Source organism: Clostridium budayi (assembly GCF_055396605.1).
Genome location: NZ_AP042456.1, coordinates 1,827,079 through 1,850,359 on the forward strand (window position 1 = coordinate 1,827,079; position 23,281 = coordinate 1,850,359).

At 25.5% G+C, this 23,281-nt stretch carries 19 protein-coding genes, 1 tRNA gene and 2 CRISPR repeat arrays; of the genes, 4 read left to right on the forward strand and 16 right to left on the reverse strand.

The features are described 5' to 3' along the window. Positions 1-69: 69 nt before the first annotated feature. A complete protein-coding gene (locus ACZ5TJ_RS08715) occupies positions 70-696 on the reverse strand; it encodes an alpha/beta fold hydrolase (RefSeq protein WP_464198858.1) in 627 nt (208 codons plus the stop codon). A 257-nt stretch (positions 697-953) separates the two neighbouring features. Here ACZ5TJ_RS08715 and ACZ5TJ_RS08720 point away from each other — a divergent pair, with 257 nt between their 5' ends. After that, positions 954-1,460, forward strand: coding sequence for a hypothetical protein (locus tag ACZ5TJ_RS08720; protein ID WP_464198860.1), 507 nt, complete (start codon positions 954-956; stop codon positions 1,458-1,460). Between the two features lie 64 nt (positions 1,461-1,524). Next, positions 1,525-4,119: a CRISPR direct-repeat array (repeat unit 30 nt; unit sequence ATTTAAATACATCTCATGTTAATGTTAATC). 178 nt (positions 4,120-4,297) lie between these two features. Here ACZ5TJ_RS08720 and cas2 read toward each other — a convergent pair. The 9 genes from cas2 to ACZ5TJ_RS08765 all read right to left on the reverse strand — a co-directional run bounded on the left by cas2 (position 4,298) and on the right by ACZ5TJ_RS08765 (position 14,610). Further along, positions 4,298-4,588 carry a CRISPR-associated endonuclease Cas2 gene (cas2, locus tag ACZ5TJ_RS08725; RefSeq protein WP_464198862.1) on the reverse strand — a complete coding sequence of 97 codons (291 nt, stop codon included), beginning with the start codon at positions 4,586-4,588 and terminating at the stop codon, positions 4,298-4,300. Next, the gene (gene cas1b / locus ACZ5TJ_RS08730) at positions 4,588-5,586 is read right to left on the reverse strand and encodes a type I-B CRISPR-associated endonuclease Cas1b (protein ID WP_464198864.1); all 999 of its coding nucleotides are present in this window, start codon (positions 5,584-5,586) and stop codon (positions 4,588-4,590) included. The genes cas2 and cas1b overlap by 1 nt, the downstream gene beginning before the upstream one ends. A 12-nt stretch (positions 5,587-5,598) precedes the next feature. Then, positions 5,599-6,093, reverse strand: coding sequence for a CRISPR-associated protein Cas4 (gene cas4, locus ACZ5TJ_RS08735; protein WP_464198866.1), 495 nt, complete (start codon positions 6,091-6,093; stop codon positions 5,599-5,601). Further along, a complete protein-coding gene (gene cas3 / locus ACZ5TJ_RS08740) occupies positions 6,090-8,684 on the reverse strand; it encodes a CRISPR-associated helicase Cas3' (RefSeq protein WP_464198868.1) in 2,595 nt (864 codons plus the stop codon). Before cas3 ends, cas4 begins: the two co-directional genes overlap by 4 nt. A gap of 53 nt (positions 8,685-8,737) precedes the next feature. After that, a complete protein-coding gene (gene cas5b, locus ACZ5TJ_RS08745; protein WP_464198870.1) occupies positions 8,738-9,496 on the reverse strand; it encodes a type I-B CRISPR-associated protein Cas5b in 759 nt (252 codons plus the stop codon). A 3-nt stretch (positions 9,497-9,499) separates the two neighbouring features. Beyond that, entirely contained in the window at positions 9,500-10,453 is a 954-nt protein-coding gene (locus ACZ5TJ_RS08750) for a type I CRISPR-associated protein Cas7 (protein WP_464198872.1), read from the reverse strand. A gap of 6 nt (positions 10,454-10,459) precedes the next feature. Continuing rightward, on the reverse strand, positions 10,460-12,196 hold the full coding sequence (locus ACZ5TJ_RS08755; protein WP_464198874.1) for a type I-B CRISPR-associated protein Cas8b/Csh1: 1,737 nt from the start codon (positions 12,194-12,196) through the stop codon (positions 10,460-10,462). A 14-nt stretch (positions 12,197-12,210) separates the two neighbouring features. Then, positions 12,211-12,903 carry a CRISPR-associated endoribonuclease Cas6 gene (gene cas6, locus ACZ5TJ_RS08760; RefSeq protein WP_464198876.1) on the reverse strand — a complete coding sequence of 231 codons (693 nt, stop codon included), beginning with the start codon at positions 12,901-12,903 and terminating at the stop codon, positions 12,211-12,213. Between the two features lie 684 nt (positions 12,904-13,587). After that, a complete protein-coding gene (locus ACZ5TJ_RS08765; protein ID WP_464198879.1) occupies positions 13,588-14,610 on the reverse strand; it encodes an IS6 family transposase in 1,023 nt (340 codons plus the stop codon). A 122-nt stretch (positions 14,611-14,732) separates the two neighbouring features. Between ACZ5TJ_RS08765 and ACZ5TJ_RS08770 the strand changes: the two genes are divergently transcribed. From ACZ5TJ_RS08770 to ACZ5TJ_RS08780, 3 genes are all read left to right on the forward strand, one after another. After that, positions 14,733-15,161: a hypothetical protein gene (locus ACZ5TJ_RS08770; protein WP_464198881.1), complete on the forward strand. Its 429-nt coding sequence runs from the start codon at positions 14,733-14,735 to the stop codon at positions 15,159-15,161. A gap of 267 nt (positions 15,162-15,428) precedes the next feature. Continuing rightward, a complete protein-coding gene (locus ACZ5TJ_RS08775; RefSeq protein WP_464198883.1) occupies positions 15,429-15,899 on the forward strand; it encodes a nucleotidyltransferase family protein in 471 nt (156 codons plus the stop codon). 276 nt (positions 15,900-16,175) lie between these two features. Beyond that, positions 16,176-18,098: direct repeats of the CRISPR family, unit length 30 nt; unit sequence ATTTAAATACATCTCATGTTATTGTTAATC. Between the two features lie 377 nt (positions 18,099-18,475). Further along, a tRNA-Glu gene (locus tag ACZ5TJ_RS08780) sits at positions 18,476-18,550 on the forward strand. A 131-nt stretch (positions 18,551-18,681) separates the two neighbouring features. Here the strand turns inward: ACZ5TJ_RS08780 and ACZ5TJ_RS08785 are convergent. From ACZ5TJ_RS08785 to ACZ5TJ_RS08810, 6 genes are all read right to left on the reverse strand, one after another. Then, positions 18,682-18,990, reverse strand: coding sequence for a hypothetical protein (locus tag ACZ5TJ_RS08785; RefSeq protein WP_464198885.1), 309 nt, complete (start codon positions 18,988-18,990; stop codon positions 18,682-18,684). Positions 18,991-19,114: 124 nt separating this feature from the next. Next, complete coding sequence (locus tag ACZ5TJ_RS08790; RefSeq protein ID WP_464198887.1) at positions 19,115-19,891, reverse strand: deoxyribonuclease IV; 777 nt, start codon at positions 19,889-19,891, stop codon at positions 19,115-19,117. Between the two features lie 35 nt (positions 19,892-19,926). Then, the gene (locus ACZ5TJ_RS08795; RefSeq protein ID WP_464198889.1) at positions 19,927-20,808 is read right to left on the reverse strand and encodes a DNA-3-methyladenine glycosylase family protein; all 882 of its coding nucleotides are present in this window, start codon (positions 20,806-20,808) and stop codon (positions 19,927-19,929) included. A gap of 44 nt (positions 20,809-20,852) precedes the next feature. After that, positions 20,853-22,133, reverse strand: a complete 1,281-nt coding sequence (locus tag ACZ5TJ_RS08800; protein WP_464198891.1) for a replicative DNA helicase — start codon at positions 22,131-22,133, stop codon at positions 20,853-20,855. A gap of 14 nt (positions 22,134-22,147) precedes the next feature. After that, entirely contained in the window at positions 22,148-22,903 is a 756-nt protein-coding gene (locus ACZ5TJ_RS08805; RefSeq protein ID WP_464198893.1) for a conserved phage C-terminal domain-containing protein, read from the reverse strand. Positions 22,904-22,995: 92 nt separating this feature from the next. Next, positions 22,996-23,181, reverse strand: coding sequence for a hypothetical protein (locus ACZ5TJ_RS08810; RefSeq protein WP_077229315.1), 186 nt, complete (start codon positions 23,179-23,181; stop codon positions 22,996-22,998). Positions 23,182-23,281: the final 100 nt, after the last annotated feature.

The following is a 23,281-nucleotide window of genomic DNA, read 5'->3' on the forward strand; positions in this document are numbered from 1 at the left end:
AAAAGTAGACAAGCATATTTATCTACTTTTACCTCTGCTCATTTATCAACATTAATTTAAAATAGAGTCTTACTTTTTAATGATTTTCTTATATAGAAATCCTTCTATAAACTCTATAACTTCTGTTTGAGATCTTAAGCTTTTTATAGGATCTTTCTCTATATTTAATGCGTGATTTCCATCTTTTATAGTAACTAAATCTGCTCCACTAATATCCTTTATTTTTTCTAAGTTTTCTTTTGATAATAGTGGGTCTTTAGTCCCTGTTATAACTAATGAATTTTCCTTAATTCCCATTTCCACTGTTTTATTTATTGGGCTTATATAAATATTTTCTATGTTATATCCTTCTATTCTATCATTTAATAGGTTTTGTACGCATGTTCCTATGCTCTTACCTATTATTACGATATTTTTATAATTTTCATTTAATGCATTTTGTACTATTTCTAGTGTTTCTTCTACGATTATATCGAATTCTTTTTCTACATTAAATTCTTTTCTTGCAACTTGGAATCCATATTCTACTTTTAATAAATCAAATCCTAGCTTTAGTGCTAGTTCACTTGAGTATTCTAATGTAACTCTATCTATTGTATATCCTATTCCAGGTAGTATTACTGCTAATGTATCACTACCTTGTTTTATTAATGTTGGTATTAACTCAACACCCCAATGTGAATTTACATTATTCATAGTTTCATCTTCTTTCTTTTGTTTTCTCTTATTTAATTATATAAAAAGTTTTTATTAGAAGATAATACTAATATTTTATAGGATATATAAGTAATGTTTATGTTAGTTTAAAGTTTTGACATACATTAATATGAATACTTTAATTAGTTAATTTTTCATAATAAAACTCAATATAAAAATATTAGTATAGACACAATTTTAATGAGATGATAATATAAAATAGGAATTATTAACCAAAGAATAAGGGGGATATACTAATGAAGAAAAAATTTTTAGGTTTATTAATCGTTTCTATGATTTCAGTTGGACTTCTAGTAGGCTGTGGAAACTCAAGTACAAATCAAACTTCAAGTAATAATAATCAAAAACAATCAGAACAACAAACAGAGCAACAAGATAAGGATGATACTAATAAAGAAACTCCAAAAGTAACTATAAAAGATATACAACTTGTTGATTTCAAAGTAAGAAAGCCTGACTCAATAGGAAACATATATATGGAAACTAAATTTAAAAATAATTCTAACCAAAATATAAAAGGTATAGAATATACATATGACGTAAATGGAGAAAAAACATATTTATCAACATATGATACTTTACGCCCTGGGGATACAAGTACATTAGAAGAATGTTTTGGACCTAAATCTGGTAAAAAAGATGATGCTAAATTATTAAAAGCTGAATTTACGGTTGTTAATAAAGATGGCTCAAATACTTATATCGAATATGATGCTAAATTAGGTACATATACTCAAAGCTAATTTAAATTATAAGAAGAGGTCTTATTCCTCTTCTTTTTTAGTTACCTTTCTTATAATCTCTGTATTTTTAATACATCTCATGTTAATGTTAATCACGAAGTTTACTGCATCCCCTGTAGATTGTCCTGCATTTAAATACATCTCATGTTAATGTTAATGTTAATCTATAGTAGATAATACAAAAGACATTGAACGTGCATTATTTAAATACATCTCATGTTAATGTTAATCCAAATGTTGAAAGGCTTTTTCGGGTGGCTACAGAAATTTAAATACATCTCATGTTAATGTTAATCAGTACCTCAAGATGGGGTTTGTACTGTTGTTGTAGAATTTAAATACATCTCATGTTAATGTTAATCTAAAATTAGAAGAGTCAAAAGGAAAGGATTTGTAATTTAAATACATCTCATGTTAATGTTAATCAGAAAAATCGCTATTAATTCTCCAGAAAAACAACAATTTAAATACATCTCATGTTAATGTTAATCAAAAATTCGGATTATAAATACACACTATATAGTAAATTTAAATACATCTCATGTTAATGTTAATCCTGTTCACCTCTCCGTTATCCATTTTGTCTCTAATCATTTAAATACATCTCATGTTAATGTTAATCATGTTAAAAGAGAAGAAAACACTAGAATATCAAAATTTAAATACATCTCATGTTAATGTTAATCGTTTCCGTTTCTTTAATCAATTTTTTGGAAGAACAAATTTAAATACATCTCATGTTAATGTTAATCGTATCTTTAACATAGTTAGTACTTAAATCATACAATTTAAATACATCTCATGTTAATGTTAATCATAAACAAGCTAGTACTCAAAATTCATATGTAACAAATTTAAATACATCTCATGTTAATGTTAATCCTTGATTACTCTAGTTTGGCGACCGGATAATCAAAATTTAAATACATCTCATGTTAATGTTAATCTATTTTGAGGATAAAGTTGCTTATGCTTTACCTTAATTTAAATACATCTCATGTTAATGTTAATCCGGTAACAACTAAACAAACTAATGGTGAAGCTTTTGAATTTAAATACATCTCATGTTAATGTTAATCTAAAAGGTGCTTACAAATTTGATAAGGACGATATAAATTTAAATACATCTCATGTTAATGTTAATCTTCTTTCTTTTTGGAATATGGGCAGAAATAACATCCATTTAAATACATCTCATGTTAATGTTAATCTCTATAGAAGAACTATTAATCGCAGCCCTAAAAGCATTTAAATACATCTCATGTTAATGTTAATCGTCCTTTTCCCAAATCTAAGTCTGTTTGCTCTTATATTTAAATACATCTCATGTTAATGTTAATCATTATAAAATGTTTAAGTCAAGATCTAACAGAAATATTTAAATACATCTCATGTTAATGTTAATCTTTTTATCTGAAGTATTACCTTTAGCATCAACTACAGATTTAAATACATCTCATGTTAATGTTAATCAAATATAATTGGTTGGCAACTGATATTTTAAAGGTATTTAAATACATCTCATGTTAATGTTAATCACAACCAAAATTGTCTTGATAAGGTACGTTATCGGAATTTAAATACATCTCATGTTAATGTTAATCTTCAACCCTTCATTAACTATCCATTCGACTAACGCATTTAAATACATCTCATGTTAATGTTAATCTTATTCTATGTTCGACACTTACACCAGAAGAGAACTATTTAAATACATCTCATGTTAATGTTAATCAATAATGAAAGCTATTATGTATCTAGTAGTAGTAAATTTAAATACATCTCATGTTAATGTTAATCATTAATACCGCTAGCATTTAACAAATTTATAAACCAATTTAAATACATCTCATGTTAATGTTAATCCCGTAGGTATCTTTCCATTTTCTTTACACCATTCAAATTTAAATACATCTCATGTTAATGTTAATCCTTCATTTATATAACCAACCGCTCCTATACAGTTTGGATTTAAATACATCTCATGTTAATGTTAATCCAAAGATTATTCTCCTTGCTCTTTTGGTACATAATTATTTAAATACATCTCATGTTAATGTTAATCTTGCTAGCGCATTTATCAAAGTAGAGTGGCTTTGCTATTTAAATACATCTCATGTTAATGTTAATCTATTTTTAAGCCCATAGCCCCACAATTTTCAAATACATTTAAATACATCTCATGTTAATGTTAATCTTTATCTAATCCTAATTTATTAATTAGGTCACAGTCATTTAAATACATCTCATGTTAATGTTAATCGAACTTTTTTATTAACTGGTTCGGCCACACCATCAACATTTAAATACATCTCATGTTAATGTTAATCCCAAATGTAGGTTTATTTTTCTCTTCATAAGGTTCATTTAAATACATCTCATGTTAATGTTAATCCGGTAACAACTAAACAAACTAATGGTGAAGCTTTTGAATTTAAATACATCTCATGTTAATGTTAATCTAAAAGGTGCTTACAAATTTGATAAGGACGATATAAATTTAAATACATCTCATGTTAATGTTAATCTTCTTTCTTTTTGGAATATGGGCAGAAATAACATCCATTTAAATACATCTCATGTTAATGTTAATCAAGGGAGCAAGAATGAATTTAAAGGAATTGAGAATATTTAAATACATCTCATGTTAATGTTAATCCATTGAAAACAAGGGATTCCTAAATTACTAAAACGTATAAGAACCCCATATTTCCTTACTCCTATTAATATTTTACCAAAGACTTAATGAAATTTAAAATTATTTTTCAAATCCTAATCTAACCCTTGTAAATACTGTCCTTTCGTACAGTTACTAGAATTTTATCATTGGTAAAATTCTATATAATTAAACTTTCACCATTTGTAATTTGCTTAATTCCAAGCATCTCTTCTCCAAATACATTTTCATTTAAAAGTTTTATAATACAAACATAATCCTCATTTTTATTTATTACTTTATTTAAATCTTTTCTAAGGGATATTAATTTAGATGGTGTAATTTCACCTCTAAAAACAGACTTTTGAAAGTGAGAAAGATATTTTTTACATACTTTAAATACTTTATTAACTCTCTCTTCTTTTACATCATAAAATAAAAAGGCATAATTATAATTAATTTTGTTACTCATTAATATCCCTCCTTTAAACTAAATGGCTTAAATTCTTTTTCTTCCATTATAAATTTAATTAGTTTATAACAATCAAGCTTTATTGCAGTTTTATAGGTAACTTTTCTCTTTAATTTTGGATGTAAAAATACAGATTCAAGCCTTTCTTCAAACGCTTTAATAAATATATTTCTTCCCTCTTCATTTAATAAGCAATAATTAACTTTTTTATCAAAATGTTTTTCAACCTTTATACTTTTCCTATTTACAAGTTCAAAAATTGTCTTATATACAATTACAGGCTTAAATGCTTCACTTATGTCTAAACTTAAAGAAAATCTTCCTTCTGATGGTTCATGAAGAAAACTTATTCTTTGATCTAAATGGGTTTTATATATAGCTGAAATAGTTTTTGTATATAATAATGAATTACCAAAAGATATTAGTGCATTTATAGGGTTATCAGGTGGTCTTTTGCATCTTTTATTCATAATAAAATCTTCTGGTAATATTATTTTAAATTCTGAATAAAATCGTTGCCAAACTTCTCCTTCAACAGCCATTAAGCTATTTATATTTTCACTTTCGCAAACTCTTTTATAAAAGTCATTCTTTATCCAATCTATAGTGCTCTTTACTTCTTTTTTATTATGTTTATAGTAATGGTACAAAACTTCATAAATATTTTCTCCTATAGCACTTACTATTTTCTTTGCTATGTATAATCTATTTTCTTCAAATGCTTTTACTTGTTTTATAAGGAGCTTACCACTGTTATATTTATTTTTAGGATAAAACGTTCCACTATACCCCTCATAATAATTAAAGAAATGAACTATTATATTATTTCTTGATAAAAAATCTAGTAATTTAGTATTAATGCTAACTTCATTTAAGCAATAAATCTCCTTTGTTCCTTCAACTGGTATATATACATTTTTACCATCTTTTCTAAAACATAAAGAGTTATCTTTTCTTGTAAGTTCTCCAATTGAAGTTATATATTTAGTGCTCCCCATACTTAACCTCCATTATATATAACAATACTCATAATACGCACATTTTTTACATTTTGGCTTATTTAAAATGGCTGGAACTTCTTCTTTATTTAACAATTCATAAATATCATTTATATATTTATCTAGTTTTAATTCTTCATCTTTACTTAGCTCTACAATCAATGTTTTGTTTTTACTTTTATTCTTTTCAATAAATTCTAATTTCCCCTTTCTTTCTATTCCTTTACTTTTAAGAACTTTTAAATAATATAACAATTGCCACTTAGAAGCTTCCACATCTGCGTCTGATTTTTTTACTTCAATTAAATACTCTTTTGTAATTTTATCAATCTTAATATTGTCTATTTCTAACTCGGTATTGTCAGAGTTACTACTTCTTTCTTCATGAATAGCTTTTCCTATATTAACTCTTTCGCTATTATCTTCTAAATTAATTCTATTTCCATGCAAGTAACATTGTCTTTTACAATGAAAATAGTAATTTATAAGAGTTCCATTTACTATCATATAAATTCTCCTATATCATTTTCAAATTTAGATTTATCTAATTTACCTTCATTAAAGAAATCTTCTCCATTATCTATATATAAAATTTCTCCAATTCTATCATTATAATTAAAATTCTGCTTTGTTCTTATCCTATATATAAAATAATTCATTTTAGCTTTTACTTCTGAAAGCTTAACCATCTTTTCTGCATAGTTAATATAATTATCCATTAATAAAGTTTTATATTCTTCAAAAACCTTATCTCCATATATTAATTCTCCATTTTTATCTATAGTGTAATTTAAAAATATTTGTATATCATTTTGATCATCATCAATTAGCTTCATCTTTTTTTCGATTTCTCCAAAATTTAATTTGCACACACTATCTTTAAAAAACATTTCCGTATTTAATTCATTGATTTTACTTGTATTGTTTATTACTTTATCATTTATCTTCATGTAATACTTACTAAATTCTTTATTTGATAATATCTCTTTTATTTCATCATTTTTTAATGTTACACCTTCATCTTTTCTAACATCTTCTTTATAAATACTACGTGCATCATCTAAATCAAAAAAATATGCAATAGAATCATCTTCATTTGAACAGGATCTATTTATTCTTCCTAAAAATTGTTCTTCACTATCTAACATTGAAATATCTTTAAATCCTATATTCATATCAATATCAACTCCAGCCTCTATAACTTGAGTTGCAACTAATATAATTCCGTCCTTTCTTTTTTTGTCTTTTATCTCATTAATTATTTTTTCTCTTTCAATTGAATTATCATCACCAGTTAAAAGTCTTATATCCTCTTTTATTTCTCCTAATTCTTTTCTAAGCTTTAATTCATCAAAGAAACTATAAGCACTACTTTTCTTTATAAATTCAATTAATATTTTCTTGCCACTATATTTTCTAATAACATCTATTATGTCTTCAAAAATATTTTCTGAATGGATTAAAGAATAGTCAGTCTTTACTCTATCTTTAAATATACTATTACTAAAATATTTATCTCTATTTTTTATTAGCTTAACAGACTCACTTTTAGTTTTTAATAAATCATCTAAATTAGGTAGTGTTGCAGACATTATAATTATTTTTATATTTAAAATTTTTGAAAAAGTATTTAAAAACTCTATTATTTCTCTCCAAATTTTGTTTTTATAGCTTTGAATTTCATCTAATACAATTACGCTATTAACTAACTGATGGAATGGGAATATATCCTCTTTTCTACTTCCAAACATATATCTAAATATTGATACGTGTGTTGTTAAAATCATAGGATAATTTAAAAATTGTCTATTTAAAAGTGCTTTTTCATATTCTTTAAATTCAATATCTTCAAACTCATCTTCACGCTCTACTTTAATAGGGAATAATGAGTTTATAACAGCTATCTTTTTAAGAACTTCATCATTATTTGAATATATTTTATTTATGCTGCTTATATTTTGTTCTATTAGAGTATTAAATGGATAAACATAAAAAATCTTATTTTTCTTCTCATCCATTTCTAGCAATTTAAAAGATAAATTCATAGCTACATTACTTTTCCCACTTCCAGTTGGCGCTTCTAAATAATATATATTTTTACTTTTGTTTTTAATAAGTTCTTTTTCTGCATCTAAAAACAATTCATTTCTAAGAATATTTATGTTCTGTACTTTTGAGAAATCTTTATCCCTGCCGTAGTTTTCTTTTTCATATTTTCTAATTAACTTATATATTTCTCCATCTTTATAAGATTTATAAAATTCATTAATATCATCTATTTTCCCAATATTACTCACTTCTACGTTACTCATAAATTCCGAAGTTCCATAGTAATCACAGGCTATGAGACATGAAAGCATAATTCTTTCATACGTATATATAGCTATTGAATTTTCTATCCCATCTAATCCTTCTTTCATTTCCTTTAAAAAGCTTCTATAGCTATCTACTATGCCTTTTATATAATTAAGTTTAATTTTATACTCCCTAAAATATACAGAATTAATAATGTAATCTATTTTCTCAAAATCACTATTTTCATCAAACATATATAAAATATCTTCTATATATTTATCTAATGTAACGCTAGTAAAACCTGAATGATGCCTTGAAATTATATAAGAATTTAAAATAAGAAATGCTAATAGACATTTTCTTTCTTCTTTATTTATAGCTTTCATTTTTGTTAAGCTCATAATTTTCTCTAAATAATAATCTAAATAAATTATAGATGAATATATTGAATGTTTGCTGTCATCTATATTTTCATTTCCTCTAATATTCAAATTATTATTCATTTTTTTCTTTTGAAATACTGGGTTAATTTTACCAATATCATGCATTGTTACTACAGATATAAGCATTTCTCTAAATAAGTTCTTGCTTTCTTTACCTTTATCTTTTAAAAATAAATCTTCAAACTTTAAAAATACACTTTCTAAATCTTTGTCTATAATTATTTTTTCAAAATACTTTATACAAAGATCAATGTGCATTTTTAATGTTTCTTTATTTTCACCTTCTATATGTGCATATATTTTATAATTTTCATTTATTAATTTATTGATATTAAAATCTTTTAATATGTTTATATACACTTTTAATCCTCCTAATTATTATATAAATAAAGGAGGGATTCCCCTCCTCTATTTTATAAAAACTGTACTGTTTTATTATTTACTTTATATACATTCCCTCTATTTATTTCTTCTAAAAAATTATTAGTGTAAACTAATGTTTTTAGTATATAAAGATTATTAACTTCATCTAACTTAATTGGAAGTTTTTCTTCATACTTAAATAAAGGCTCTGTTTCATAACTATCCTCTTCATCATAGTCTGAAAATGGATCTAATTCTTTTTCTACTAATACATAATCTTCTTTTATAAAAAAGCTATTTATATTATTAATTTCATCTATTTCCTCACATTCCTCTATAGATACATTTAATATCTCTGCCATATGATCATTCTTTCCTAAGTAAGGAATAAATTTATAATTCCTATTTAAAATAGCTTTTGATAATTTCTCACTTTCATCATTATCTAATAGTACGTATATATCCCATGATGGATTTTCAAGCCATTGTTCTTTAACTATAAGGTTTCCGCCTTTTTCTTTGGATGCATAACCTACAGAATTGTTGAATATATTTACCTTTTTATCAATTACTCCACATTTATTATTAGGTACAATTCCTATTTTTAACTCCTTTAACTTATCATAAAATTCAGGAAATTTTTCATTATCTTTCATTTGATTATATCCTTTATAACCAAGTGCTGCTCCAAATATACCAAGTAATGAAACCTTATGAATATGACCATAAGTAAAATAGAAATGTGCATTAACATCAGGCTTTTTAAAAAATGCCGTTCTTCCCTTTAGTGTAAATTTTAAAGCCTGCATTTACTACACCTCTTTTTTACTGAAAATATTATAGTATTTAGCTCCATCAAAATCTGGTTTTATATCAATTGTTGCAGGATTATAGTATACTTCTATACTCTTTATTCTATCTTCTACATCACTTAAAATATCTTTAAAGTTTAACTCAAAAATATTTTTATCTTCTCCTTTTATAAACTTTACGTACTTATCTAAATTAGGAAGATATAAGGTTTCATCTGTCTCTATAAATATTGATAATTCATTTTCACATCCAACCTTTGAATTAGTTGCAAATGCTGTAGTTGAAGATATTGAAGCTTCTTTAAACTTTTTATAATCTTCTTCTGTATAGCCATCTGTTATTCCAAGTTCAACAAATTCTTTATACGCTAACGGATTTATAACAAATGGATAGCAGTAGTGTGCTTCTGGAGTTACTATTTTATTTCCTAAAGTTGAATTTTTAGCCTCTTCATCTTTATCCTTTTTATTTCCTTTATCACTTCCATCCCTAAATGGTGATAATATTTTTTGCTCTTCAGCTTCTGCATCCTCATATAAATTATAACCTTGTCCTATTTGTACTGCTCCTGTAATAGATATGTTATTTCCTTCTTCTGCAAATGTAGCTCCAAAGTTTTTAACATCTATTGCATTAAAAAGATTTTTCATAACATTTACTGTATCTTTTTCTTTCTTTAAATCTTCAACATCAAATATTTGTTCATATCTTTCCTTTAAAGACTTTGGCACTAAAGTTACCTCTTTGTTTTTTCCTTCAGATATTTTCATAGATTTTATATAAAGAACTTTTTCACCTAAGTTATCCCAATTCTTCTTCATTGGATATTTTAAAGCTTTGTCACTTCCAAAAATGTCTCCATTTGAAGTAGTCTTAGGAAAACCAGTAAAATCTGCATTCCAATTTGCCATTATTGATGATATTCCAATTATTCCGTATACTCTTTTCTCCATAATATTTTAATTCTCCTTCTTTTCATATATTAAGTTACTATTTAAATAACCAGCTATAATTAAGTCAGTATTTATTTTATCTTCAACTTCATATCCAATTATCATTGAATATAAATTCTTAAACCTTAAATCTTTATCTTGATCCATATCATAATTGTATTTAACAAATAATTGTCTTAATTTTGTTTTTATAATTTCATCATTTTTCGCATTAATTATAGGGTTAGCTAATGATAGTGGTTTGTTTTTACCCTTACTCTTACTTAATAAGAAGCTAGTAAGTTGCCCAACTGCAAAGAAATACTCTTTATCACTATCTATCTTGTTTTCATCTTTACTAAAAACTTTATTTCTTAACGTATCTTTTATATTTAAAATAACATCTGCCATATTTTCTTCCTCTCTTTTTAAATATTCTTTTAGAGAATACTTTAAATTAAATTGATTCATAGCTTTTGGATAATACCCTTTTTCTAAAGAATCTCTAATTACTAAATCTATAGCTTTATTTAAAACATTCCATACATTATTGGAATTACCTTTATAAAACCATTCGCTTAGCTTATCTCTAGACATTAAAAGTGCTCTCTTTAACTTTATATCTTTTATTGATATTTCTTCTGAAAAATAGTTTCTTATTAAACTTCTATTAAATAATATTATGTCTACTAATGATTGAAGTTCTTCTATTTTTCCTTTAATTCCATACTCTTCAACATCTTCTTTTTTATTTTTATAAAGTATTTCATAGTCTGCATTAAGCACATTCTTAAATTCAAACTTTTTATTTAACTTAGGATTAAAATTTGAAATTATATCTACATTTTGTATTTCAGCTTCTTTACCCTTTTTTAAACGTACATATATACCATTAAATTTTTCATTTAATATTTCTCCATCTTTTAATGCAAAAATCTCTTTTCCTATGTAAAGATTACATTTACCAATAGATGCTAAATTTAAAAAGTAATCAAAAAGCTTCTTTTGAAGTAAAGCTTCTTCTAAATCAATTAAATATGGAATTTTTGTTTTCCTAGTTTTATTTTCTAAATAAGGCTTTTTAGCATTTAAACCCATATTATTATTAGGTAATCCCATTATTAAATCTTCACTTTTTATATTAAAATCATTATTATTATATATATTAGGCATTAGATAACGTTTACCTTCAGTATAAAAATCATATTTACTATATAAAAAGAAAATCTTTAAATAGTTTTTCTTAGTAATATCTATATTTAAATTAAATATATTTTCTTTTATCCAATTTTTAATTTTAGTAAGCTTTTCTTTATCTACTTCACCTAATTCTTTTTCTAAATCTAAATATAGTTCTTTTGCTTTTTTCTTAGTATATTTTAATAATGGATTTTCTAATGTATTATAATAATTATCTATGATTTCTTCTGTAAGCTTACTTCCTAAATTTTCTTTTTTCACAAAGAAACTTAAATAGTTATTACTATGGATAATTTTTTTAGAATCGATTGGTTTATTCATGTCTATAAGCTTACTGTTATAGTCTAATTCACATATTAAATCGAAATTATTTATAGTTCTATCAATGGTTTTAAGTTTAGTATCCATTATAATATCTTCTCTACATGTTTCATATAAATTTCCATTTTCATCTTCTTCTACTATTATATATGTTCCATCTGTCGGTACATATTGATCTAATATTGCCTGTTCAAAGGTATCTATATGATTTTCTTTTATAATATCAATAATTTGTTTTAACATAACATACCTCCTTTCTATAAATATCTAAAATTTAAAAATCCTGCCCCTCGGCTATTAACTTCCCCAATGCCTGTCCCTAATGCCATATAAGCTAATTCTTGAGCTATAGGATCATCAGATATTTTTAATGATATTTTATCACCTAAAAGTTTTATTCCTTTATAATTTAAAGGTACTGGTTTTTTATTTTTTAACTCTATTGAATTAAAAAGTATGAAATCTTCATCAATTTTTTCATTATTTAAGTCGTTATATTTTTTTATTAAGTTAACTTTTATTCTTTCGGAGTACTCTTCTAAAGATAAGTTCTTTTTCCAGTACCCGCAGTCATTCTTTATTATTAATGGAGTTATTGAATATATTTTATCGATATGCTTTTTGTTTATTAATTTTATCTCAGACTTTAGAGCTTTTATTGAATTGGTGTAACTTTTAGTTATCTCTTTTCTTAAATATATAGCTAATTCTTTATTTGTTGTTCGTATCCTAAAATTATATAGGTTATCAGCTTTATAAAGCTTATCTTTTTCTAAAGGATAAAATTCATCAAAACAGTAATTCTTAAAGCAATTTTTATTATGAAGTTCTAAAAATTTTTCATCTCTTCCTAATGTTATATCTATCAATGAACTTATTTCTTTTGAAACTTCCTCTTGCTTTACATCCTTTGATAAATAAATTTTATTTTGTAATTCAAAAATCTGCAAAACCACCCCTCCTTATATAATATTATACCATATTTTATAAAATATGGTATAATGACAGTTAATTTGACTTTATTTACGATAGTAATATTCCATCCAATATTGATATTATTCTTATAATCATACATTCTAAAAACTATTTGTTAGTTTCTAGAGGTTTATTCATATTTCTTAATTCGTAAATCCAAACTACTGTGAATGCGAACTAATTCCAGCACCTAAACCATAAATAAAATCAGGTAATTGAACAAATATTCTTAGTAATATCGTTGTGAAAATTATAATTAAACCTAAGTTAATACTAAGGACGTTTAAGATCCGCTTGTGTTATCTTATTTAAATACATCTCATGTTATTGTTAATCAATGTAATTCATAATGTGATGAAAATGTAAAATTGCTCTTTAAAAATTGAATAATACGGTATAAAAAGTTTTACAATCTTTTTAGTTGTAGATTAACTACTATTTTAGTTCGTTTTTAGTTGAATAGTTATAAAGTGTATGATATTATTAATTAAAAATGAAATAATTATGAATCTGTTAAGTTGTTATGAAAAAATAGCTTAATAAATCATAGATTTTCTCGTTCTTTGAAAATTATATAAGTTTGACTATATTTGCGCATGGCAAATAAACCTGCAAAATATAATTTTTCAAGCAGGTTAATCAAAGATATTCTTAATAAATTAAGCAGCTATAAACCAAGATTGCCTAGATAAATTATCACTAGAGAAGCCAGCGACTTCAGCGGGAGTAAGGTTATTTAACGACCCATGAATTCTTATAAAATTATAGTGAAATATAAACATAAAAATAAGATTATTAGCTTTTTCAAATGAGTTAAATCCTTTTTTGGACTTATACCAAGCTTTAAAAGTCTTATTAAAAGATTCTATAAGATTATTATTTATATCACTAGACATTGGCTTAACTGGTACATGTTTTGTTTCCGGTAATAGCGTAGCTATCGCTTCGTTATAAGCTGGCCATCTATCTGTAATTAGGTTAGAGGGTGAACCATATTTTTTAGCTTCATTGATCAGAGAAAAAGCAGAGCTTTCATTTCTATATCTACTTAAATGAAAAGATATTATAAATCGCGTTTCAGAGTCTATAACTAACCATAAATAATGTTTTACTCCGTTAATAAAAACAACAGTCTCATCAGCGTGCCAATCGTCAGATTGCAAATCTACTTGTTGTTTAAAGTTATCTGCTTTGAGTTTAAAGTATGGAGCAAATTTATTGCTCCAGTTAGCGATAGTTACATGAGACACTTTTATATTAAAGGTGTTCATAAGAAATTGAGATATAGCTCTAGTTGATGTATTGTTCAAGTAATATAATGTTAGTGCTGTAATAATAATTTGTAATGGGAATCGCATTCCTTTCATAGAAAGGGCCCCGGTAATAGCTTCGCTAGATGGTGAATCAATATTAAAATTATGATGTTGCACAATAATATGATTACATTTTTTATTATTACATTTATATCTATTATAGTGTTTGTAAGAATGATGTAAATAAGTTCCTTTATCACACTTTGGACACTTAGGATACTTCATTTTAGGAACTCCATCACCATCGCTAGCGATGAATTGGCGCTTACATTTTTTACATTGATATTTTTGATTAGCCTGTTTGTCAAAACCAAATTTATATAGTTTATTAGAGTGACAACGAGGGCATCTAATATTTGTTTTGTTCATTGTTTTCTCTCTCCTTTTCTAGGGGGTAATTTAGTCTTTGCAAACTTATTGTATTTCCTAAGGTTGAGAGAATCAATGTTCATATAACTTAACAGATCGATAATTATTATAGGGGTGTTAATATGAGAAATTTATTGGTTGCTTATAAGTTTGGTACTAGAAAAGATGGGAAATTGAGTCCTAAAGAAGGAATTATGCTCCATGAACTTCATGCACAGGCTAATGGAGGAAAAGTTCTTTTTACAACTGCAAAATCACCAAGTTCTGAATACCGTGATTATATAAAAGAGATAATTCTAATGACGAAGGATGGTAGTTTCGCAATTCACGCTGATGTTGATTACTTAGGAAGATATTCTTTGATTGCTCCACCAGCTGATTATTCTGTGCCTTCAATTTGGAATGATGAAGAAAAAGAAGCTCTTGGTTGGTTTGCACTAAGTAATTTAAAGCTAATTGAGATAAAAAGAGGTCAGTATCAATCTGTTAATGGTAAGGATCTTATAGACAGCATGAGTGGTAATGCTTATATGGTTTATGTAGAGATATAAAATGTATTAATTTTTTATAGTCTGAATTTTCATTTATTAATAAGTTATTATTAAATGAAAAATAAATAATATATTAAAATACCGTATTATTCAAAAAAGAATATACGGTATTTTTTTATTCAAATATAGTTAGAAATATTAGAAAATACCAAATAAATTAATAAAAATGTTCATTGAAAACTGAATAAAGCGATATTTATGATATATGATATAATTGTCTTGTAAAAATGTAAATATTTAAATTTATAAGTAAAAGGAAGTGTTATTTTGACAATTATACAAAAGAAATTGAATGTTCTATCAATGGTTGCAGAATCATTAAATAAAAATAATATTACATGGGCTATAGGAGCATCATTACTTTTATATTTTAAAGGAATTGTTCATGAATTTAATGATATTGATATTATAGTTGATGAAAAAGATGTGGAAAAAGTAAAGCAAATACTTTTATCATTTGGCTCATTACAACCTAAAAATCCTAATGTTCAATATAAAACAAAGCATTTTTTAGAATTTAAAATTGATGATGTAGATTTTGATATTATAGCAGGTTTTGTTATTGTATGTGATAATGATGAATACTATTTTCCACTTCAAAAGAGTATTATTAAAGACTATATAAACATAAATAATGTCAATATTCCACTACATTCAATTAGAGAATGGCGTACTTATTACAAATTAATGGGTAGAACAGAGAAAGTAAAAATGATTGATTGTTTTTATCAGAATTAAATGGTTTATATTTTATTAAATTACGAAATATTAAAATAAATAATATATAAAAATATCGCATTATTCAGAAATGAATTGCGATATTTTTTTATGCGCAATATCAGAATAGGAGGACATAAAATGAGAGAGAAATAGAAGAAGCTAAGATAACATTTATGAAAAGTTATTTTTATATGAATGGATTTGGTAGATAGTTAACAATAGCAAGAAAAGGGGAATTAAGTTGAATATTAATTAAGTTCGCAATAGCAAGATAATGTGAATGGAAATTAAAAAATTTAAATATATCTCATGTTATTGTTAATCATCAGCACAAAAAGCAAAAGAACTAGGCTTAATTGAATTTAAATACATCTCATGTTATTGTTAATCTTTGCTCCAATATAGCAAATAATCTAATTTGCTGTATTTAAATACATCTCATGTTATTGTTAATCTAAACCTAAAGAATTAAGAGCGCTTTTAGGAAATTGATTTAAATACATCTCATGTTATTGTTAATCTAAAAAAGCTAATGATTGGGGTGCGGAACTATACATATTTAAATACATCTTATGTTATTGTTAATCCAATTTACGTGGTATGGGCATACCAAAAAGACATCATTTAAATACATCTCATGTTATTGTTAATCCCAAAATGGAGACGGTAAAGACGATATAACAGGTGATTTAAATACATCTCATGTTATTGTTAATCGAAAGAATTTGATTACTGGGGTAGTGATGTAAACTTATTTAAATACATCTCATGTTATTGTTAATCGAATAATGATTTAGAGGAAGGAGCAGTTATACTTTTATTTAAATACATCTCATGTTATTGTTAATCCGAGAAATGTCAAACATTTAACCATCTCCTTTATTATTTAAATACATCTCATGTTATTGTTAATCGCCCTCTTTATGGAGGTAATATGGATAATTTAGTTTATTTAAATACATCTCATGTTATTGTTAATCAACTCTTTTGGATATTTCTTTTCTTTATTCTTCTCATTTAAATACATCTCATGTTATTGTTAATCCAATTGCTGTCCTTCATCACACCAAACATCCACTATTTAAATACATCTCATGTTATTGTTAATCGCTTGGGCGTTGTCCTTTCCATATACCTGTTGCAATATTTAAATACATCTCATGTTATTGTTAATCATCGTCATAGTTTTTGTTCCTCCTTTCTTGCTATTGATTTAAATACATCTCATGTTATTGTTAATCTGTGCGTTAGCTCCACCTATAGCAGCATTTTTTGCTATTTAAATACATCTCATGTTATTGTTAATCAATAAGTATCTGTATCCGGTTCTAGATAATTCACATATTTAAATACATCTCATGTTATTGTTAATCTAAATCAGATAAGATTAAGGCACCTGAAAAATTAAAATTTAAATACATCTCATGTTATTGTTAATCAAGCTAAAAAATCTAGGCTAACATTATAAAAATCATTTAAATACATCTCATGTTATTGTTAATCGATATGGTTAGCTTGTGCAACTAGAGGTGCACTTCAATTTAAATACATCTCATGTTATTGTTAATCAAATTTTACTAACAGTATTAATTCTAGCACAATTTGATTTAAATACATCTCATGTTATTGTTAATCTACCAAAAGTACCGAAACTCTTAGTCCAGTCAGTATTTAAATACATCTCATGTTATTGTTAATCCTGATTTAACATTAATATTAATATTTTTAACCGTATTTAAATACATCTCATGTTATTGTTAATCCTACTGTCGTTGTTATTTTTTCAACTACAGATATAATTTAAATACATCTCATGTTATTGTTAATCCAATTCCTTCATCAATTAATCTTTTAAGAAAATCTATTTAAATACATCTCATGTTATTGTTAATCGGATATGCTGGAAGTCCATAAGCGAAATTTTCAACATTTAAATACATCTCATGTTATTGTTAATCCACCTTGTGCTGTACTTGTTTGAGCTAATATAGCATTTAAATACATCTCATGTTATTGTTAATCCTTTTTCTTTCTTTTTAACTATTACCGCTCCACCATTTAAATACATCTCATGTTATTGTTAATCGGATATGCTGGAAGTCCATAAGCGAAATTTTCAACATTTAAATACATCTCATGTTATTGTTAATCCAATAAATTTAAATATAAAATATCTTTTTTAAAAAAATTTAAATACATCTCATGTTATTGTTAATCCATTGAAAATACTACTTTTCTTAATTGTTCAAAACTCTATAAATCATCTATTTTATTAATTTATACTAATATTTTACCAATGATAAATCTAATTTTAAAGTAATTTCCAAAACATTCTTTAATCCCTTATATCTCAATGCTTTAAGAAATTATAATAAAAGTTAACATTGGTAAAAGTCATACTTATTCACAACAAAATTTTAAATAACTTTAAACTTAAGGTAAACATTATCACCTATCCAAATTATACTAAAGTAAAGTAAAGTTAAATCTATATTTTATAATAAATTTAGAAAAATACACCATTATTTAAGATAATATGGCAGTAAACCGAATTTAACTTTCGCATATTAAAGTGCTATAATAATATTGTTCATGGTTCCTTGGTCAAACGGTTAGGACGCCACCCTCTCACGGTGGAATTAGGGGTTCGATTCCCCTAGGGACTACCAAAAGCCCAAAAGTCTTTGTATATCAAGACTTTTGGGCTTTTTACTTTAAATTTTTACATGTACAAAGTAAATTTTGCACCATTTTTACACTATAATTATTTACTTTTTAATAATATTTTAGAAAAAAGAAATTACTTTTTCTTTATTGTGGTTCCTATAATCATTCCGCCTATCATTCCCAAACATACACCATAAAAAATAGATTTTATACCAAAGATATTTGTAAGTGCTGATCCTATTGCAACGCCAAAACACATTCCTAAAGACATTCCAATACTAATATAATCTTTCTCTGTATTTTCTTCATCTTTTATATGACCTTCATCTTTGTATTCAGAAATCTTTCTTTTTTCATTTTTCTTCTTAATATTATTTATTACTAATATCACTAAAATACCAATAACCACCAAAGGTAAAATAGTTAAAATAAAGTCACTCATACACTTTCACCTCAGTGTACTTATATTCTACAATAATAATATTTTTTCCTTTATATTACAAAAAGAACCTAGTTTTGCACTAGATTCTTTATCATTCTTATCTCCTTTTTATGCTCTTCATTATCTAATGGAGTTTCTGTATAAAAGGTTTATTTTCTATATAAGGATGTTTCATAATATTAATAATAGCGTCTACACCTATTTCACCCTTTCCAATTGGTGCATGCCTATCTTTCTTATCTCCAAAAGGCATCATGCTATCATTTAAATGTATTGTTTTTAAGTTATTAATTCCTATTATATTATCAAATTCTTCTAATACTTTTTCAAAATTATTTACTATATCATATCCTGCTGAAAATACATGGCATAAGTCCATACATACACCTAACTTTTCCTTATAATTAGTTTTATCCATTATCATTTTTAAATGTTCAAACTTATATCCTACTTCTGTACCTTTTCCAGGCATTGTCTCTAAAAGAATTTTAATATTTTCATACCCACTTATAGCTTCATTTAGACCTTCTGCTATTTGATCTATTGCAACATCAGTTCCATTTCCTACGTGGTTACCTGGATGAAAGCATATATATTCTATACCTAGTTTATCCATTCTCTCTATGTCTTCTTTTATTACCTCTTTTGCAAATTTATATACCTTTTTATCTGCACTCCCTAAATTCATAGTATAAGGTGCATGAGCTTGGATTGGTCCAAATTTATGTTCTTTTCTTAACCTTTGAAATTCATTTATATCTTTTTCATCGTATTTTTTATAGTTTGATCCTCTTGGATTTCTACTAAAGAATTGAAATGTATTTGCTTCCATTTCTATTATATCTTTTGCTGCTCTAGTAAATCCTTTTGCTACTGATATATGCGGTCCTATTATTAACATATATTCACGCTCCTAAATTATCTTATGTTTATTTCTTATTTTAAATTATCTAATCCAAATTCTCTTACATAATGAAATAAATACTGCTGAACAAAAGCTGAAAGCTCACCAAATTTATCTATAGAATACTTTCTTATTTTTTCAACACTCATATCTTCTTTAATATAAAATTCCTTCATTATTCTCTTCATCCAAACATCCATTGGGAAAGTATCATATTTTTTCATTCCAAATAGAGCTATACAGTCTGCCACTTTAGTTCCTACCCCATCAAACTTTTTAAGCTCTTCTATGCACTTTTCTGTATTTAATTCTTTGAACTTATATATATCAATCTTATTGTTTACTATATTATCTGCTGCTGATTTTATATATTTATCTCTATATCCAGTTTTACAAGATCTTATATCTTCTAAAGATCCTAAGCTTAATTGCTTTGGTGTTGGAAATGCATAATATTTTCTACCTTTATATTCGCCTAAATAATCTCCAAATTTCTCTGATAAATTTTCTACTACCTTTTGAAGCATTGTCATACTATTATTTGCAGATATAATAAATGTTATCATCATCTCCCACTCATCTTGAGCAAGTATTCTCATACCTCTTAAATAATCAACAGCTCTACTTATATAATTATCCATTGCTTTTAATTTATTATTTATCTCATCATAATCTCTGCCTAAATCAAAATATTCAAACCAAATATTTTGAAAATCTTTTAAATTAGTATTATTAAAATAAACCTTTTTCTCATCTTGAGCTACATTTAATATTTTACTTTTTACAACTCCTGTATATGAACCATCTTCTTCCTTATTCCACCTATTACCTTCTCCATAACCTAATATTCTATCTAAGTTAAAGTTTGATACACCATCTAGTATTACTTGATTATTTTGTTCATAAACTTTCATTTAATCCCTCCAAATTCATACATTCTAAAAGAAAATATTTATAATTAAAATATTGATTGTAACCTTTGATACTTATCATAATACTTAAACTTTAATGTACCAGTTTTTCCATTTCTATTTTTAGAAACTATAAGTTCCATTATATTTTTATCATCACTATCTGTATTATAATAATCGTCTCTATAAGTAAAAATAACTACATCGGCATCTTGTTCAATGCTACCACTTTCTCTTAAGTCTGATAATAGAGGTCTTTTGTTACTTCTCTGTTCAACACTTCTTGATAATTGGCATAAAAGTATAATATTTATATTAAGTTCTTTTGCTAACATTTTTAACCCTCTAGTTACTTCGCCAATTGCAATAGCTCTATTTTCATTATTTTTAACTTCCATAAGCCCAAGGTAATCAATTATTAGAACATCAAGTCCACTATTTTCTTTAATAGCTCTAGCTTTTGCCCCTATAGTAATAATATTTTGTCTATATTCACAGTCTGTATAGACATGACCTCTTTTGCTTAACTTGTTATAACTATCTGCAATTTTTTCAAATTCACTATCATTTAAATTACCACGCTGAATTTTGCTATTATCTATATTAGAATGAGCTGCAAGTCTTCTCATACCAATGCTTTCTTCTGTCATTTCCATTTCACAAATTAAAACATTGTATCCATTTTGAGCTAGTCCATCCAACATATTGAGTGCTGTAACCGTCTTTCCCATAGCTGGTCTTCCACCTAATATTACAAGTTCTCCTCTTTTTAATCCATTTAAAGCTTTATCAAAAGTAGAGAAACCTGTCTCCATTCCACAAATTCCACCACCTTGGTTATATCTATTTTCTATTTCAACTAATGCTTTTCCTATAAGCTCTTCATCATTTAATATTTTCTTTTTTGAATACATATCTTTTATAAGTCTATTTTGAACATTTAAAGCTATTTCATTAATATCACGTTTAGGATTCTCTAAATCTCTAATTGCTTCTTTCAGGGTTTTAAGAGCTTTCCTTCTATAACTTTTATCTTTTAAAATATCTATATATTCTTTAGGGATTATAGACATTCCATTTAATAAAATTTCTGAAATATAGCTAATTCCTCCAACTTTATCTAAATTATTACTGCCTATGTCTTCAATTAAATTTGTAAGATTTATAGTCTTGCCCTTTCCATATAAATTTCTCATCGAAGCAAATAGCTTTCTATTTTTAGTGCTATAAAAATCCTCTATCGTTAGTTCACTTATACATTCAGCTGCAATTTTATTATTATAAAGTATTCCTCCTAATATCTCATTTTCAGCCATTATATTTTTCATAAAAGGTTACCTCTTTAATCTATTACAAAGTCACAAAATGCAGCATTCTTATTTTCTTTTTTATCTTCTTTGTTATTATCTACTCTTTTTTGATTCAAATATTCATCAAATTTACCTTCTTTGAATAAAGTCGATGGTCTTATATATTTTGCATATATAGTTCCACTCCATTCGTTGTACTTTTTTAATATAACTTCTTTAAAATCTTCTACACTATATACTTCTTCTATTCTGTCTCTTATAAGGTTAAGTGTTTCTACTGAGTTCCATTTATATTTTGAATTAGACAAAATATTTAAAAAATCTATTATTTCTATAGCAGCACTCTTTATATTATTAGCAATTATATTTTTATTTATATTATCTTTTGGGCGAACCTTTAAATCATCTTTAACAGATCTTTTAGTTGTGTTGTTTCCAACTTTTACGTCCCCTACTTTTTTGTATAAAAGATTATTAAGTTCGGATCCTTTTCCATAAAGAGTATATGTTCCCCCCTTTTTCATAAGATAGTATTTTAATATGTTAAGTTTAACTAACTTTTTTAGTCTTCTTCTTAAAACTGTACTTCCACCAATATTTAGTATTGGTAATTCTTCAAGTAATCTATCTTGTTTTAACCAATAATATGCTTCTCCATCAATTTCTCTTTCTACCATCTTTCCACTATTTATAAAGTCTATTATATGTTTTAATATTATTAAGTCTTTTACATCTAGTCTAAGTTCCATTGCTTTTTGCTGTGAAAACCCAATCACATTATATTTCATTTAAATTCCCCCTAAAAATTCATTTTCAAATTTTATATATGCGGGTTTTAAAATTTGTTATAAAAATAAGAGAGTGTATCAAAAACACTCTCTTATTTTTCAATATCTTTGTAATCATAACCTATATCTTCTAACATTTTTTCAAGTCTATTTATTCTAATATATAATTCTTTAAATTTTAATGCTTCCTTTTCATCATGTTCCTTAATCCTATAAGGAATATTATAAACTACATTGTAAACTATAAGCACTAGTATAATAATTAAAAGTATCTCCAAAATTATTCCCCCTTATAAATACTTTCTACTATAATAATACCATATATTTCACATATTATAACTTTTAGTAAACTTATAATATAACTCCTATTTTGCCTTA

Bases quoted from the DNA above. Each gene is read 5' to 3' on its own strand.
- ACZ5TJ_RS08720 (WP_464198860.1), top strand. From the start codon at position 954: ATGAAGAAAAAATTTTTAGGTTTATTAATCGTTTCTATGATTTCAGTT.
- ACZ5TJ_RS08715 (WP_464198858.1), bottom strand. From the start codon at position 696: ATGAATAATGTAAATTCACATTGGGGTGTTGAGTTAATACCAACATTA.
- ACZ5TJ_RS08800 (WP_464198891.1), bottom strand. From the start codon at position 22,133: ATGAAAAATATAATGGCTGAAAATGAGATATTAGGAGGAATACTTTAT.
- cas5b (WP_464198870.1), bottom strand. From the start codon at position 9,496: ATGCAGGCTTTAAAATTTACACTAAAGGGAAGAACGGCATTTTTTAAA.
- ACZ5TJ_RS08750 (WP_464198872.1), bottom strand. From the start codon at position 10,453: ATGGAGAAAAGAGTATACGGAATAATTGGAATATCATCAATAATGGCA.
- ACZ5TJ_RS08785 (WP_464198885.1), bottom strand. From the start codon at position 18,990: ATGAGTGACTTTATTTTAACTATTTTACCTTTGGTGGTTATTGGTATT.
- ACZ5TJ_RS08755 (WP_464198874.1), bottom strand. From the start codon at position 12,196: ATGTTAAAACAAATTATTGATATTATAAAAGAAAATCATATAGATACC.
- ACZ5TJ_RS08770 (WP_464198881.1), top strand. From the start codon at position 14,733: ATGAGAAATTTATTGGTTGCTTATAAGTTTGGTACTAGAAAAGATGGG.
- cas2 (WP_464198862.1), bottom strand. From the start codon at position 4,588: ATGAGTAACAAAATTAATTATAATTATGCCTTTTTATTTTATGATGTA.
- ACZ5TJ_RS08790 (WP_464198887.1), bottom strand. From the start codon at position 19,891: ATGTTAATAATAGGACCGCATATATCAGTAGCAAAAGGATTTACTAGA.
- cas4 (WP_464198866.1), bottom strand. From the start codon at position 6,093: ATGATAGTAAATGGAACTCTTATAAATTACTATTTTCATTGTAAAAGA.
- cas1b (WP_464198864.1), bottom strand. From the start codon at position 5,586: ATGGGGAGCACTAAATATATAACTTCAATTGGAGAACTTACAAGAAAA.
- ACZ5TJ_RS08765 (WP_464198879.1), bottom strand. From the start codon at position 14,610: ATGAACAAAACAAATATTAGATGCCCTCGTTGTCACTCTAATAAACTA.
- ACZ5TJ_RS08805 (WP_464198893.1), bottom strand. From the start codon at position 22,903: ATGAAATATAATGTGATTGGGTTTTCACAGCAAAAAGCAATGGAACTT.
- ACZ5TJ_RS08795 (WP_464198889.1), bottom strand. From the start codon at position 20,808: ATGAAAGTTTATGAACAAAATAATCAAGTAATACTAGATGGTGTATCA.